This is a genomic window from Streptomyces typhae (genome assembly GCF_009755605.1).
Taxonomy (GTDB): domain Bacteria; phylum Actinomycetota; class Actinomycetes; order Streptomycetales; family Streptomycetaceae; genus Streptomyces; species Streptomyces typhae.
The window spans coordinates 1-14,499 of record NZ_WPNZ01000042.1; the positions used below are offsets into that span (position 1 = coordinate 1).

Genomic DNA, 14,499 nt, shown 5'->3' on the forward strand with positions numbered 1-14,499 from the left:
CGTGGGCTGGTTCACCAGTGTCTTCCCGGTGCGTCTGGACGTGGCGGGCATCGATCTGGACGAGGCGTTCGCGGGCGGCCCGGCAGCGGGAGCCGTCATCAAGGCCGTCAAGGAGCAACTCCTCACCGTCCCCGACAAGGGCATCGGCTACGGCCTGCTGCGCCACCTCAACCCGCAGACCGCCGCGGTCCTCGGACAGCACGGCAGCGGGCAGATCTCCTTCAACTACCTGGGCCGGTTCTCCGCCGGTGCGGACATGCCCGCCGACCTGCGGGGTCTGGGCTTCACCCAGGACACGGGCGTGGCCGAGCTGGCGGAGCTGGACGCCGGGCACGACCCGCGGATGCCCGCACACGCCGAACTGGACATCAACGCCCACGTCACCGACACCCCCGAAGGCCCGCGTCTCGGCGCCCTGTTCACCGCCCCCGAGGGCGTCCTGTCCGAGGCCGAGGCCGGAGAGCTGGCCGATCTGTGGGTGCAGGCCCTGCACGGCCTGGCCCGCCACGCCCAACAGCCCGACGCGGGCGGCCTCACCCCCTCCGACGTCCCCCTGGTCAAGGTGACGCAGGCCGACATCGACACATGGCAGCGGCGCTACCCCGACCTCGGCGACATCTGGCCGGTGTCCCCGCTCCAGAAGGGCCTGCTCTTCCACTCCATGATGGCCGTGGAGTCCGGCGCGAGCTTCGACGCCTACCTCTGCCAGTACACCCTCCACCTCACCGGCCACATCGACCCCGCCCGCCTCCGCGCCGCCTCCCAGGCCCTGGTGCAGCGCCACCCCGCACTCCGGGCGGCCTTCGTGCCGGGCCCCGACGACGAACTCGTCCAGCTCGTCATGGACACCGTCGACCTGCCCTGGCAACAGCGCGACTACCGGGACCTCAACGACGCGGCACGCGAGGCCCGCCTGGAGGAGTACCTCGCCGAGGACCTCAATGACCTGTTCGACCCGGCCCGCCCCCCGATGCTGCGGATGGCCCTGCTCACCCTGGCCCCCGACCGCCACGAACTCGTCCTGACCGTCCACCACGCCCTGTTCGACGGCTGGTCCCTGCCCCTGCTCACCCAGGACCTGCTGCGCCTGTACGCCAACGACGGCGACCTCACCGCGCTGCCGAGGCCCCGCAGCTACCGCGAGTACCTGGCCTGGCTCGCCGAGCAGGACCCGCGGGAGTCGGCGGACGTATGGGCCCGCGAGCTCGACGGCGTGGAGGAGCCCACCCTGCTCTTCCCCGACGCAGACTCCGACGCCGACAGCACCGGCATCGGACAGGTCGACGTCCCCCTGCACGTGGCCGAGGCCCGCGCTCTGGTCCGCAGCGCAGCCGAGCACGGCGTCACCCTCAACACCCTCGTCCAGGGCGCCTGGGGCATCCTCCTGGGCTGCCTCACCGGACGCGAGGACGTCCTGATGGCCACCGTCTCGTCGGGGCGCCCGCCCACGCTCACCGGTGCGGACTCCGTCATCGGCCTGTTCCTCAACTCGTTCCCCGTCCGCGTGCGCTGCGCCCCGGGGACCACGATCGGTGCGGCGCTCACGGACCTCCAGGCCCGGCAGGCCGGGCTCCTGGACCACCATCACCACGGCCTCGCGGACATCCAGCGCGCGACCGGGCTCCCGGCCCTGCTCGACACGGCGATCGGCTTCGAGTCGTTCCCCCTGGACCGCGCGGCCATCGCCGAGGCGAGCGCCGCCGCCGGGTTCACCGTCACCGGCATCCGCTCCTTCACCGCGAGCCACTATCCCGTGACGCTGTTCGTCTACCCCGACGGCCCCCGTCCCCGGCTTGCGATCCAGTTCCGGCGGCACCTCCTCGACCACGGCACGGCGGACGCGCTCGCCGCACGCTTCGCGCGCGTCCTCGGCCGCGTCGTCCAGGACCCGCACACCCGCGTCGCCGACATCGACGTCCTGACCACCGCCGAGCGCCATCAGGTCCTCACCAGCCACAACGCCACCGGCCACGCCCGCCCCGACCGCACCGTCGCCGACCTCTTCGCGCAGCACGTCACCGCGGACCCGGACGCCCCGGCCGTCATCGACACCGACGGCACCACCCTCACGTACCGCCGGCTCGACGAGCGCACCAACAGCCTCGCCCGCCTCCTGCGCGCCAAGGGAGTGCGGCAGGACTCCGTCGTCGCCGTCGCCCTGCACCGCTCCACCGCGTACGTCGTCACCGTCCTGGCCGCCATCAAGGCGGGCGGCGCCTATCTGCCCATCGACCCCGACTACCCGGCCGAACGCGTGGAGTTCATGCTCCGCGACACCGCGCCCGTCGTCCTCGTCACCGACACGGCCGTCGCCGCCGGGCTCCCCGGCCACGACCGTCCGCAAGTGACCCTCGACGACCCCGCCACCGTGGCGGACCTCGCCGAGGTCCCGGCGGCCGGTCTCCCGGTGTCCTGGAACGGGCATCCGGCGCAGCTCGCCCTCGTGATGTACACGTCCGGCTCCACCGGCATGCCCAAGGGCGTCGGTCTCACCCAGCACTGCGTGGTGGGGCTCACGTCCGACCGGTTCCACGCGCCCGACGTGCCGCAGCGGGTCCTGCTCCAGTCCGCACTGGCCTTCGACGCCTCGACCTACGAGCTGTGGGTGCCGCTCCTGAACGGCGGCGCCGTCGTCGTCGCCCCGCCGGGGCGCCTCGACCTGGCCACCCTCGCGCGGGTGAACGAGGAACACCGCATCACCGGACTCGTGCTGGCGACGGGCCTGTTCAAGGTCGTGGCCGAGGAGGCACCGGAGGCGTTCCGAGGCATCCGCGAGGTCTGGTCGGGCGGTGACGTGGTGTCCCCCGCGCTCGTCGAGCGGATCATCGCCGCCTGCCCCGGTACCCGGGTCGTCAACGCCTACGGGCCCTGCGAGACCACGACCGCCGTGTCACTCCACGCCATGGAGGCCGCCGGGGACATCGGCGCGGTGGTCCCGATCGGCCGCCCCCTGGACAACACCCGCCTGTACGTCCTGGACCCGGCCCTGCGCCCGGTACCGCCCGGCGCACCCGGCGCGTCCGGCGAGCTGTACATCGCGGGCGAACGCGTGGCCCGCGGCTACCAGCACCGGCACGCCCTCACCGCGGAACGCTTCGTCGCCTGCCCCTTCGGCGGGTCCGGCGAGCGCATGTACCGCACCGGCGACGTCGTCGCCTGGACCCCCGAGGGCCACCTCGTCTTCCAGGGCCGCGCCGACTCCCAGGTCAAGATCCGCGGTTTCCGCATCGAACCCGGCGAGATCCAGGCCGCCCTGGAGCAGCACGAGAACGTCTCCCACGCCGTGGTCGTCCCCCGCGAGGACCCCGCGGGGCGGCTGGGCAAGCACCTCGTCGCGTACGTGGTCCCGACGCGGCCCGAGGACGCGGCGAGCACGGAGGAACTCCGCGCCCGCGTGTCCCGGAGCCTGCCCGAACACATGGTCCCGGCGGTCTTCGTGCTCCTGGAGAAGCTGCCGCTCACCGTCAACGGCAAGGTGGACCGGGCCGCACTGCCCGAACCCGAGAGCGCCGCCGGCGCCTACGTGCCGCCGAACACCCCGACGGAGAAGCAGCTCTGCGACCTGGTCGCGCTCGCCCTCGGCGTCGAACGGGTCGGCATGGCCGACGACCTCCTCGGACTGGGCCTCGACTCCCTGGTGGCCACCAGACTCGCCAACAGCATCGGTAAGGCGTTCGGGGTGACGGTGACCATCCGGGCGGTCTTCGAGGCGGGCGGCGTCCCCGAGCTGGCTCACCTCGTACGGAACGCGTCCCCCGGCAGCCGCCCGAAGCTGCGCAGGGTCGACCGGAGCGCGCTCGCGTGAGCCGGACGGCCCCGCGACGCGACGCGGCCCGGCGGCGGCCGGTGGCGGGCGGTGGCTAACGGTCGCGCGTGAGCTTCTTCCACGCCGTCGTGGCGATGCGTCCGGTGCTCCCGACGTCCACGCCCCCGTGGGGGGTGACGGTCCGGGCGGGCGCGCCGGGCGCGGCCACGACCCGCAGATGGGGGGCGTCGACCGCGGGATGCGTCGTGTCGGTGTAGGTGTTGCGCCACACCACGGACACCGTCGCGGACTCGCCGTGGCGGAGCGTCACCGCGTGCGGGCCGGGGTCGGGCACGCCGGTGGTGATCTGTCGCGTGCCCCTGAGGGTCCGTACGTCGAGGGGTTCGCGGTCGTCGTCGAGCGCCTTCAGGTCCGGGTATCCGTAGAGGCGGAAGGTGCCGGTGCCGCAATGCGTCGCCGTCACCGTCATCGCGCGCAGGCCCATGGCCGCGTCGACGGGGCCCGGTTCGACCAGGAGGCCGGATCTGCCGGAGCAGTCACGGGACGCGACGGCGGGCCGGTCGGGGATCTCGGCACCGGCCGACGGGGCACCGTACCGGGGCGCGTCCGTGTCCAGGTCGTCCGGAGTGACCCCGAAGGAGGGGGTGGGCCCTGCGGCGGACGGCGGCAGGCCGCCCTGGTCCGCCACCCGGGTCGCGGGTCCACCCGCGTCGTCCCGTCCGGACCCGCCCGACCCGCACCCTGCGGCGAGCAGCACGAGGGCGCAGAGGGCGACGGCACGACGCGGCGGGAGAGGAGTCACGCCCGGATCATGCCATGCGCCCGCACGCCTGTTCGCGCCTCCCGGAAACACGGAGAGCGGACCGCAGGATGCGGTTGTCGCGCCGAGGACAAGCCGTTCGTCCTATGACCGACTCGGCCCGCGGACGTTATTTCGGGCAGCGACCTCATGGGGGCAGACTGCGCAGCAGTGCATCCGCACCCTCGCTCCCCCCTCTCATTCCAGGGACCACCATGCCGGAATCCCCGCGTCCACGACCGCGTACACGACCGCGTCCGTACTTCGAACTCCGCATCGGCGGCCTCCGGGTGACCGCCGACCAAGCGCCCGCACGACTGGTCACAGCGATGGTCACGGCCCTTGGCTCCGCCCTCGGCATGTGGGTCTGGTACGGGCGCTGACCGGCAGGTCCGCGGCGTCCCGGTCACTCAGGCGAGCGCCGGAATGATCTCCGCTCCGTACGCGTCGACGACGGCCTCCCGCGCGTCGTGCATGGCGTACAGGGCGAACTGGTCCACGCCGAGGTCCTTGAGGGTGCGCAGCTTGTCGATGTGGGCGGCGGCCGGGCCGAGGAGGCAGAAGCGGTCCACGATCTCGTCGGGCACGAAGGCGGTGTCGGGGTTTCCGGCGCGGCCGTGGTGCCGGTAGTCGTAGCCCTCGCGCTGCTTGATGTACGCGGTGAGCGCCTCCGGCACCATCGAGGAGTGCTCGCCGTACCTGGTGACGAGGTCGGCGACGTGGTTGCCGACCATGCCGCCGAACCACCGGCACTGCTCGCGCGCGTGGTCCAGGTCGGCGCCGACATAGGCGGGCGCCGCCACGCAGATCGTGACGGCCGCCGGGTCGCGCCCCGCGTCGGCGGCCGCGGCGCGCACCGCCTTGACCATCCACTCCGTCAGGTAGGGGTCGGCGAGCTGGAGGATGAACCCGTCGGCCTTCTGCCCGGCGAGCGCGAGGGCCTTCGGGCCGTACGCGGCCATCCACACCGGCAGCTTGCCGTCCCGCACCCAGGGGATGCGCAGGCGCTGCCCGTCGACGTCCGCCTCACGGCCCTCGGCGAGGTCACGGACGACGTCGATGCACTCGCCGAGGCGCGCCAGGGTGTGGGGACGGCGGCCCGCGACGCGCATCGCGGAGTCGCCGCGGCCGATGCCGCACACGGTGCGGTTGCCGTACATGTCGTTGAGCGTGGCGAAGGTGGAGGCGGTGACCTCCCAGGTCCTGGTGCCCGGGTTGGTCACCATGGGGCCGACCGTGAGGTGGTCGGTGTGCTCCAGGATCCGGCTGTAGATCACGAACGGCTCCTGCCACAGGACCGCCGAGTCGAAGGTCCAGCCGTAGCGGAAGCCGCTGCGCTCCGCGCGCCGCATCAGACCGACCACCTCGGAGGCGGGCGGGTCGGTCTGCAGGACGAGTCCGAAATCCACGAGGGACCTCCTACGGGAGTGAAGGGTCTAGTCCAGGTACTGGCAGGTGGCGCGCGGGGTGTAGACGCCGTGCCCGGCGCGGCCCGTGAACTCCCGCCCCTCGATCACGACCTCCCCGCGCGAGAGGACGGTCTCGACGCGGCCGGTGACCTGCCTGCCCTCGTACGCCGAGTAGTCGACGTTCATGTGGTGGGTCCCGGCGGAGATCGTCTGGGTCGCGGCGGGGTCGTAGACGACGACGTCGGCGTCCGCGCCCGGCGCGATCGTGCCCTTCTTCGGATAGAGGCCGAACATGCGGGCCGGGGTGGCGCAGGCGATCTCGATCCAGCGGCGGCGGCTGATGTGCCCGTCGACGACGGCCTGGTGGAGGAGGTCCATGCGGTTCTCGACGCCGGGCAGGCCGTTGGGGATCTTCGAGAAGTCGCCGCGGCCGAGTTCCTTCTGGCCGGTGAAGCAGAACGGGCAGTGGTCGGTGGACACCACCTGGAGGTCGTTGGTGCGCAGGCCCCGCCACAGCGCCGCCTGGTGCTCGCGGGGCCGCAGCGGCGTGGAGCACACGTACTTGGCGCCCTCGAAGTCCGGCTCGGCGAGGTTGTCGGTGGACAGGAACAGGTACTGCGGACATGTCTCGCCGAAGACGGGCAGCCCCTTGTCGCGGGCGGCCGCCAGCTCGGCGACGGCCTCCTCGGCGGAGACGTGCACGACGTACAGCGGGGCGCCCGCGACCCGGGCCAGCTGGATCGCGCGATGGGTGGCCTCGGCTTCGAGGAGGACCTTCCTGACCTCCCCGTGGTGTCGGGGGTCGGTCTCGCCGCGCTGGAGTGCCTGCTCCACGAGGACGTCGATCGCGATGCCGTTCTCGGCGTGCATCATGATCAGTCCACCGTTGCCGGCGGAGCGCTGCATGGCCCGCAGGATCTGCCCGTCGTCGCTGTAGAAGACGCCGGGATAGGCCATGAACAGCTTGAAGGAGGTGATGCCCTCCTCCACCAGCAGGTCCATCTCCTTCAGCGTCCGGTCGTTGACGTCGGAGAGGATCATGTGGAAGGCGTAGTCGATCGCGCACTTGCCGTCGGCCTTGGCGTACCAGGCGTCCAGGCCCGAGCGCAGGGACCGGCCGACGGTCTGCACGGCGAAGTCGACGATGGTGGTGGTGCCGCCCCAGGCGGCGGCGCGGGTGCCGGTCTCGAAGGAGTCCGAGGCGAACGTGCCGCCGAACGGGAGCTCCATGTGCGTATGGGCGTCGACGCCGCCCGGGACGACGTACTTCTCGCTCGCGTCGATGACGCGGTCCGCGGTCCAGGCCGCGGCGGCCTCGGTGCCGCGCGCGGCGAGCGCCGCGATCCGGCCGTCCTCGATCAGCACGTCGGCGTGGAGTTCCTCGGCGGCGGTGACGACGAGCCCGCCGCGGATCAGGGTGCGGGTACTCATGGTGATGCGCTCCCTAGGTGAGACGTACGTACGCGGACACGCGCCCGGCGCCCCGGGGGGCGTGCCAGGTGTCCCGGAGGCCGTGCTAGGCGTCCCGCAGGGCGTGTTCGAGGATCGCGGCGCCTTCCTCGGCCTCCGCGACCGTCAGCGAGAGCGGCGGCGCGATGCGCAGCACGCTGGTGCTGTGCCCGCCGCCCTTGCCGACGAGCAGACCGCCCTCGCGGGCCGCTTCGAGGACGGCGGTGGCCGCCTGCGGGTTCGCCTCGTCCGTGCCGGGACGGACGAGTTCGATGCCGATCATCAGGCCGCGGCCGCGCACTTCCCGTACGACGGGCAGCTGGGCGCAGATGGCCCGCAGCCGCTCGATGAGCAGACCGCCGACGCGCCGGGCGTTGCCCTGCAGATCGTGTTCCAGGAGGTATGTGAGGTTGGCGAGGCCCGCGGCCATCGTCACCGGTGAGCCGCCGAACGTGGAGATGGAGTTGGCGTCGAGGCAGTTCATGATCTCCGCGCGACCCACCACACCGCCGATCGACATGCCGTTGCCGATGCCCTTGGCGAAGGTGAGCAGGTCCGGCGGGCCCGACGCGGCGTGCGCCTGCCAGCCCCAGAAGTGGTCGCCGGTGCGGCCCCAGCCGGTCTGCACCTCGTCGGCGATCCACAGGACGCCGTGCTCGGCGAGGACGTCGCGGAACGCGGCGTACAGGCCGTCGGGCGGCGAGGTGAAGCCGCCGACGCCCTGGACCGGTTCGGCGATCAGCGCGGCGACACCCCGTGCCTGGCCGAGCATGTCCCGCAGATCGGCGACGCACGCCTCGATGAACTCGGCGTCGCCGAGGGCGGCGTAGGGCCCCCTGGTGCGGACGCCGCCGTGGACGTACAGCGTCTGCAACGGTGACAGGCTCGTGGGTGACCAGGCCTGGTTGCCGGTGATGCCGACCGCGGTGAAGGAGCGGCCGTGGTAGCTGTTGCGCATCGCCAGGATCTGGTTGGAGCGGCGGTGCGCGGTCGCGAGCAGCAGGGCCGTGTCGTTCGCCTCGGTGCCCGACGTCGTGAAGAACACCCGCGCGTCCGGGATGCCGGAGAGCGCGGCGACGCGCTCGGCGAGGTCGACCATCGGGCGGTTCAGATAGAGCGTCGAACTGTGGATGACGCGCCCCGCCTGGTCCGCGACGGCCTTGGTGACGTCGGGCAGCGCGTGGGCCGTCATGGTGGTGAGGATGCCGCCGAAGAAGTCCAGATAGCGCCGTCCCTCGGCGTCCCAGACGTGCCGGCCCTCGCCGTGGGTGATCTCCAGCGGCGTGTCGTAGTACAGCACGAGCCAGTCCGGCAGGACGGCGCGGTGTCGGCTGTGCAGGTCCTTCACGGTGTGACCAGCCCTTCGTACGCGTCCGGGCGGCGGTCCCGGTAGAAAGCCCACTGTTCGCGGACCTCGTCGATCAGGCCGAAGTCGAGGTCGCGCACGACGAGTTCCTCCGCCTTGTCGCTCGCCGGTTCGCCGACGAACTGCCCGCGCGGGTCCACGAAGTAACTCGTGCCGTAGAAGTCGTTGTCGCCGTACTCCTCCTGGCCGACGCGGTTGATCGCCGCCACGAAGTACTCGTTGGCGACGGCCGCCGCGGGCTGCTCCAGCTGCCACAGGTGGGCGGACAGGCCGCGCGACGTCGCGGAGGGGTTGTAGACGAGCTGGGCGCCGTTCAGGCCGAGCTGGCGCCAGCCCTCGGGGAAGTGCCGGTCGTAGCAGATGTACACCCCGACGCGGCCGACGGCGGTGTCGAAGACGGGCCAGCCCGCGTTGCCGGGACGGAAGTAGAACTTCTCCCAGAACCCTTTGACTTGGGGGATGTGGTGCTTGCGGTACTTGCCCAGATACCCGCCGTCGGCGTCGATGACGGCGGCGGTGTTGTAGTGGAAGCCGGACTGCTCGATCTCGAAGACGGGCACGACGATCACCATGCCGGTCTCCCGCGCGAGGTCCCGCATCCGGCGCACGGTGGGCCCGTCCGGCACCCGCTCCGCCCAGCGGTAGTGCTCGTTCTCCTGGACCTGGCAGAAGTAGGGGGCGTTGAAGACCTCTTGGAAACCGATGACCTTGGCGCCCTGCCGGGCGGCTTCCCGAGCGTGCTCCTCATGCTTGGCGATCATGGATTCGGTGTCGCCGGTCCAGGTCGCCTGGACCAGTGCGGCGCGTACGACGTTGACCATGAGCTGCTCCTTCGACGGGACGTCAGAGAGCCTCTACGCACGTAGACTTCGTGTGTAGACAGACGAACGTAGGCCCCATCGGCGGCCTTGCCAAGACCATCGTCGCCGCACCGGCGCAGTCGATCATGTTTCGCACCCGGGCGGGTGAGGAGCGGGCCCCCCGGGTGCCGGGAAGGCGTCACGGGAGCGAGCCCCTCGGGAGTCCGCCGAAGCGTTACGGGAGCAGGCCTCTCGGGTGTCCGCCGAAGCGTCCCGGGAGCGGGCCTCTCGGGTGTCCGCCGAAGCGTCCCGGGAGCGGGCCCGCGACGGGCCCGGGAGCGTTACGGGAACCCTCCGTTCAGGTGGTGAAACCCGCCACGCGCAGGGCGTGCACGAGGTCCCAGTGGTGTTCGTCCGACGTCCCCTTCGCGCTCGCGAGGAGCAGCGGGACGAGTCCCGGGTCGGTGTGGGCGCAGGCCGCGACGTCCTCGGCGGTGCGCACGCGCACATAGGCGTCGAGCAGCGCCCTGGCCTCGCGGTCCCGTCCCGCGTCGCCGAGCGCGAGCAGGGACTCGGCGATCTCCGGGGCGGGTCTGGCCACGCCCTGGCGCAGCAGCTTGCGGCAGTCCTCGGCGCGGCCCGCCCCCGCGAGCGCGTCCGCGACGGCGACGAGCCGGTCGGGCGGCAGCGAGGCGGCCTCCCACAGCAGGGTCGCCCAGTCGGCCCCGAGGCCCGCGTGGAGCAGTTCGTCGGCGAACAGCGGCAGCCGGGCCGCGGGCCACCCGGCGGCTTCCACCAGCACCCCGTGCGCCTCCCCGCTGCGGCCCTCACCGCGCAGGCGGATCAGCGCCTTGACGGCGTCGGTGGTGACGCGTTCGTCGGTGTCGGCCGGGGACTCGTCCGGCGCCGGGTGCCGGGGGGCGTCGGCGGCCGTGAGGGCGGGCTGCGCGGAGCGCGCGCCCCGGGGGGTGCGGGCGGGGTCCGTCCGCTCGTCCTCGGGCGCGGGTGCGGGCGGCCCGGCCTCGTCGTCCGCCGCGACGACGAGACCCGCGAAGCGGGCGCCCCGGGGACGGCGCCGGGAGCCGGGTTGCCGCGGGACGCGGGGACCGCGTGACGTCGGGGACGGGGCCTCGGTGGCGTCGGGGGGCGCGGCGGGGCCCGGGGAGGGCTCGGCGCCGGATCCCGCCGTGAACGTCCCGTCGGGCGCCGCGACGGCGGCGGGCTCGTGCCGGGCGGGCACACGCCGGACGTCGAAGACGGGCCGCTCGGCGTCGTACTCGTCCGCGCCCGGGGAGTCGTGGGCGCCGTACGCTCCCGAGGGTCCGTGCGCACCTTGGCTTCCCGAGGAGCCGTACGCGCCGTGACTTCCCGAGGAACCGTACGCGCCGTACGCGCCGCGCGCGTCGCTCAGGTCGTGCGCCGCCGTGTGCTCCTCCTCCGAGGCCGGGTCCAGGGCGGGGGCCGGGGCCGGGCCGCCGGACGCCCGCGCGCGCCCTGAGCCGGAGCCGGCGCGCGGGGGCTGCCCGAAGTCCACCCACTGGGGCGCCCGCACCCGGTCGAGGCGCTCCATGCGGGCCTGGAGTTCGGCGCAGCGGGCGACGGCGCGCTCGTGGTCGTCGCGGACCCACGCCAGGTCCAGATGGATGCGGTCCACCTCGTCGTCCGTGGCGGCGACGGAGAGGGCGCGGGCCAGCTCCTGCTGGCGCTCCTGGGCGAACCGCTGCTCCTGGAGCATCAGGTCGAGCCGGTCGCTCAGGAGCTCCCTGCCGCCGGGACGGCGGTCGTGCGCGGCGACGGACGCCGCGTGCAGCGTGCGCGCCCGCACGGTCTCCGACTGCGCCGCGGCCACGCCGACGGCCGCCGCGAGGTCGTGGAGCAGCGCCTGCACCACGTCCCAGGGCGGTACCTCGGCGCCCTCCAGACAGGCCCGCATCCCGTCCGGGTCACGGGACCAGAACACCCCGCACCACCCGTCGCCCTGATCGAGGCGCGCCAGGAGCTGATTCAGGTATTTCGCGAACTCACGGACCTGGTCCGGGAGTTGTCCCACTGCCATCGTCGGGCACCGCCCCCTGGGAGACTGGAAGTCTGCCGGTCCGGAAGATAACACCAGACGCGGTACGAGACGGCTGCACGCGGTTTTCCCAAGGCTCCGTTAATTACTTGGACGTGCGGCGAGAAGCGTGGTTAGTCTGCGCACATGTCCAGTCCCGAGGCCAGCAGACGCCAGCCACCGGCGCTCCGGTGGCTGCCCTGTGACGCCGTCGCGAGGCCGCGACGTCCGCGCCCTCCCGCGTCGGCGCCCGCCTGACCGCGTCGGCGCCCGCGCCTGACCGCGTCGGCCTCCGCGCCAGCCCGTATCGGCGCCCGCGCCCGCGCCTGCTCACGTCGGCGCCCCGCCACCGGACCGCCGCAGCGCCGTGACACGGACTGCCCTCTTCCGCAGTCCCCCTTCCTCACCCGCGCGCGTCCACCGCCGTCCGGCACGTGCCGGACGGTGCTGCTCCGAGCCGCCCGCGGGTGCGTCGATCCACGATGTGGTTGCGGAGTCTCGCTGTGCCATTCGTCCTGTATCTGCTCGCCCTCGCCGTGTTCGCGCAGGGCACATCCGAGTTCATGCTGTCCGGCCTGGTGTCGGACATCGCCGCCGACATGGGGGTGTCGGTCCCGGCCGCCGGGGCACTGACCTCGGCGTTCGCCGTCGGAATGGTCGTCGGGGCGCCCCTGCTCGCGGTCCTGAGCCTGCGCTGGCCGCGCCGCCGCGCACTTCTCGGCTTTCTGACCGCGTTCCTGCTCGCCCATGTGGTGGGCGCCCTGACGGCCCACTTCGGGGTGCTGCTCGCCACTCGCGTCGTCGGTGCCCTCGCCAACGCCGGTTTCCTGGCCGTCGCGCTCAGCACGGCGACCGCTCTGGTCCCCCCTGACGCCAAGGGCCGGGCCACCTCCGTCCTGCTCGGCGGCACCACTCTCGCCTGCGTCGCGGGCGTACCGCGGCGCGCTGCTCGGCCAGCTGTGGGGCTGGCGCGCCGCGTTCTGGGCGGTGGCGCTGATCACGCTGCCCGCGGTGGTCGCCGTGGCCCGTGCCGTACCGGCGCACTCCCCCGCGCCCGCGCACGGCACCGTGACGGCCCCCTCGCCCGTGCCGGAGCAGGGCACCGTGCCGAAGCAGGGCACCGCACCGGGCCGCTCCCCCGCCCCCGCGCGCCCACGCGCCCGTACGGAACTGCGGGCCCTGCGCGCGCCCCGGCTCCTGGTCACCCTGCTCCTGGGCGCCCTCGTCAACGGCGCGACCTTCTGCGTCTTCACCTATCTGGAGCCGCTGGCGACACACGTCACCGGGATCGCTGACACGTGGATCCCCGCGCTGCTCGCCCTGTTCGGGCTCGGCTCGTCGGTCGGGGTCGCGCTCGGCGGGCGTCTCGCCGACAGCCGTCCGGTGCCGCTCCTCGCGGGCGGTACGGTCGCGCTGCTCGCCGGGTGGGTGGTGTTCGCCCTGACGGCCGGGAACCCGGTGGCGGCGGTGGTGTGCGTCTTCGTCCAGGGCGCGCTGTCGTTCGCCGTGGGCTCCACCTTGATCTCGCAGGCGATGTACGCGGCCACGCGGGCGCCGACGCTCGCGGGCGGGTTCGCCACGGCCGCCTTCAACCTCGGCGCGGCGCTCGGCCCTTGGGTGGGCGGCCGGGCGATCTCCGCGGGCTTCGGCTACCGCTCGCCGCTGTGGGTCGGCGCCTTCCTGGTGGCACTGGCGCCGGCCACGGCGGCCATGGCGCGGGTGGCCGTCAGGCGGGCACGGGAACCGGCGTGCACCGCCGGGCCACCTCGTCCATCGAGAGGCCGAGGGCGACGGCCAGCGCGGCGACGGTGAAGAAGGCGGGGGTGGGCGCACGGCCCGTCTCGATCTTGCGCAGCGTCTCCGCCGAGATTCCGGCGGTCGCGGCGACCTCCACCATGCTGCGTTCGCCGCGGGCGGCGCGCAGCAGCCGGCCGAGCCGCTCGCCGCGCTCACGCTCTTCGGGAGTCAGGGGGGTGCGCACCATGGAGGCATCCTAACCCCGGCCCCCCATTCAAATACCGGTGCCGACGCGGGCCCGCGGTGCGAGGCCGCCCGCCGGCTGCCGCCTAGTCCGACGTCCTTGACTTCTCGGAGTCCTCGGCGGGGAAGAGGATCGTACTGATCAGGTAGCGGTTGCGCTCCGGCGAGGGCTCGTTGGCTATCCGCGGTGCGATCACGGCGGTCATCTCGCGGATGAAGTCGGCGAGTTCCTCGGGGCTCAGCCACATGGTGCGCTGGCGGTAGCCCACCGCGTCCTCGGCCGGCTCCGCGCCGGGCCGGTCGAGGTAGGCGTTGAACTCGGCGATCAGCGTGGCCATGGTCACGGCGAAGAGCTGCCGGTGGCCCTCGGGCGGGATGGTGGTCGCCGCGGCTGTACCCTCCTCGATGGGTATCTCGCTCATCCGGAAGCGGCGCTCGACGGCGCCGCGCACCCGCCGTTCCTCCTCGATCTCCAGCAGACCGTGGTCGGCCAGCAGGCTCACATGGCGGTAGAGCGTGGCCTTCGACGCGTCGGGCAGCAGTGCGCACAGCTGCGAGGTGGTCAGCGTCCGGCCGCCGGACATGGCATGCATGATGCGCAACCGCAAGGGGTGCAGGAGCAGTTCGAGCGAGTCCATGAGCACACGATCTCACAAGTGACACCGCTCTCACGGAGCGTTCCTGAGCCGCTCTCCGAGCGCGGGTGACACCGTCCTCATGCCCCCCGACCGAGGCCGTGAGCGGGCCTCGCCCCCGCCTTCGGGAGGTCCGCGCCGCCCCGTACGGGTACGGCGCGGACCACTCCTTGGGTGCCGGAAGGGCTACGGCTGCGGCTTCACCACCATCGCCGATCCGCCGCCCCTGCGCACCTTCTCGG

9 protein-coding genes and 1 pseudogene are annotated in these 14,499 nt (G+C 73.1%); 2 read left to right on the plus strand and 8 right to left on the minus strand.

What is annotated here, in order from left to right:
- Window positions 1-3,805, plus strand: a 3,805-nt coding sequence (locus tag GPA10_RS40840) for a non-ribosomal peptide synthetase (protein WP_157169831.1), incomplete at its 5' end; no start/stop codon positions are given.
- A 55-nt stretch (window positions 3,806-3,860) separates the two neighbouring features.
- Here GPA10_RS40840 and GPA10_RS43235 read toward each other — a convergent pair.
- The 6 genes from GPA10_RS43235 to GPA10_RS40870 form a co-directional block, all read right to left on the minus strand.
- Window positions 3,861-4,568: a DUF4232 domain-containing protein gene (locus GPA10_RS43235; protein ID WP_343041887.1), complete on the minus strand. Its 708-nt coding sequence runs from the start codon at window positions 4,566-4,568 to the stop codon at window positions 3,861-3,863.
- Between the two features lie 407 nt (window positions 4,569-4,975).
- A complete protein-coding gene (locus GPA10_RS40850; protein ID WP_343041888.1) occupies window positions 4,976-5,974 on the minus strand; it encodes a TIGR03842 family LLM class F420-dependent oxidoreductase in 999 nt (332 codons plus the stop codon).
- Window positions 5,975-6,001: 27 nt separating this feature from the next.
- The gene (gene hydA, locus GPA10_RS40855; RefSeq protein ID WP_058849167.1) at window positions 6,002-7,405 is read right to left on the minus strand and encodes a dihydropyrimidinase; all 1,404 of its coding nucleotides are present in this window, start codon (window positions 7,403-7,405) and stop codon (window positions 6,002-6,004) included.
- A gap of 85 nt (window positions 7,406-7,490) precedes the next feature.
- A complete protein-coding gene (locus GPA10_RS40860) occupies window positions 7,491-8,771 on the minus strand; it encodes an aspartate aminotransferase family protein (protein ID WP_343041889.1) in 1,281 nt (426 codons plus the stop codon).
- Window positions 8,768-9,610, minus strand: a complete 843-nt coding sequence (locus GPA10_RS40865; RefSeq protein WP_157169832.1) for a nitrilase-related carbon-nitrogen hydrolase — start codon at window positions 9,608-9,610, stop codon at window positions 8,768-8,770. The genes GPA10_RS40860 and GPA10_RS40865 overlap by 4 nt, the downstream gene beginning before the upstream one ends.
- 337 nt (window positions 9,611-9,947) lie before the next feature.
- Window positions 9,948-11,645, minus strand: a complete 1,698-nt coding sequence (locus GPA10_RS40870) for a hypothetical protein (RefSeq protein WP_157169833.1) — start codon at window positions 11,643-11,645, stop codon at window positions 9,948-9,950.
- Window positions 11,646-12,145: 500 nt separating this feature from the next.
- Here GPA10_RS40870 and GPA10_RS40875 point away from each other — a divergent pair.
- A pseudogene (locus tag GPA10_RS40875) lies at window positions 12,146-13,454 on the plus strand (Cmx/CmrA family chloramphenicol efflux MFS transporter).
- On the opposite strand, the gene GPA10_RS40880 reads toward GPA10_RS40875, so the two are convergent.
- Window positions 13,369-13,626, minus strand: a complete 258-nt coding sequence (locus GPA10_RS40880) for a helix-turn-helix domain-containing protein (RefSeq protein ID WP_157169834.1) — start codon at window positions 13,624-13,626, stop codon at window positions 13,369-13,371. The pseudogene GPA10_RS40875 and the gene GPA10_RS40880 sit on opposite strands and share 86 nt — an antisense overlap.
- An 82-nt stretch (window positions 13,627-13,708) precedes the next feature.
- Complete coding sequence (locus GPA10_RS40885) at window positions 13,709-14,260, minus strand: helix-turn-helix domain-containing protein (RefSeq protein WP_157169835.1); 552 nt, start codon at window positions 14,258-14,260, stop codon at window positions 13,709-13,711.
- Window positions 14,261-14,499 lie beyond the last annotated feature (239 nt).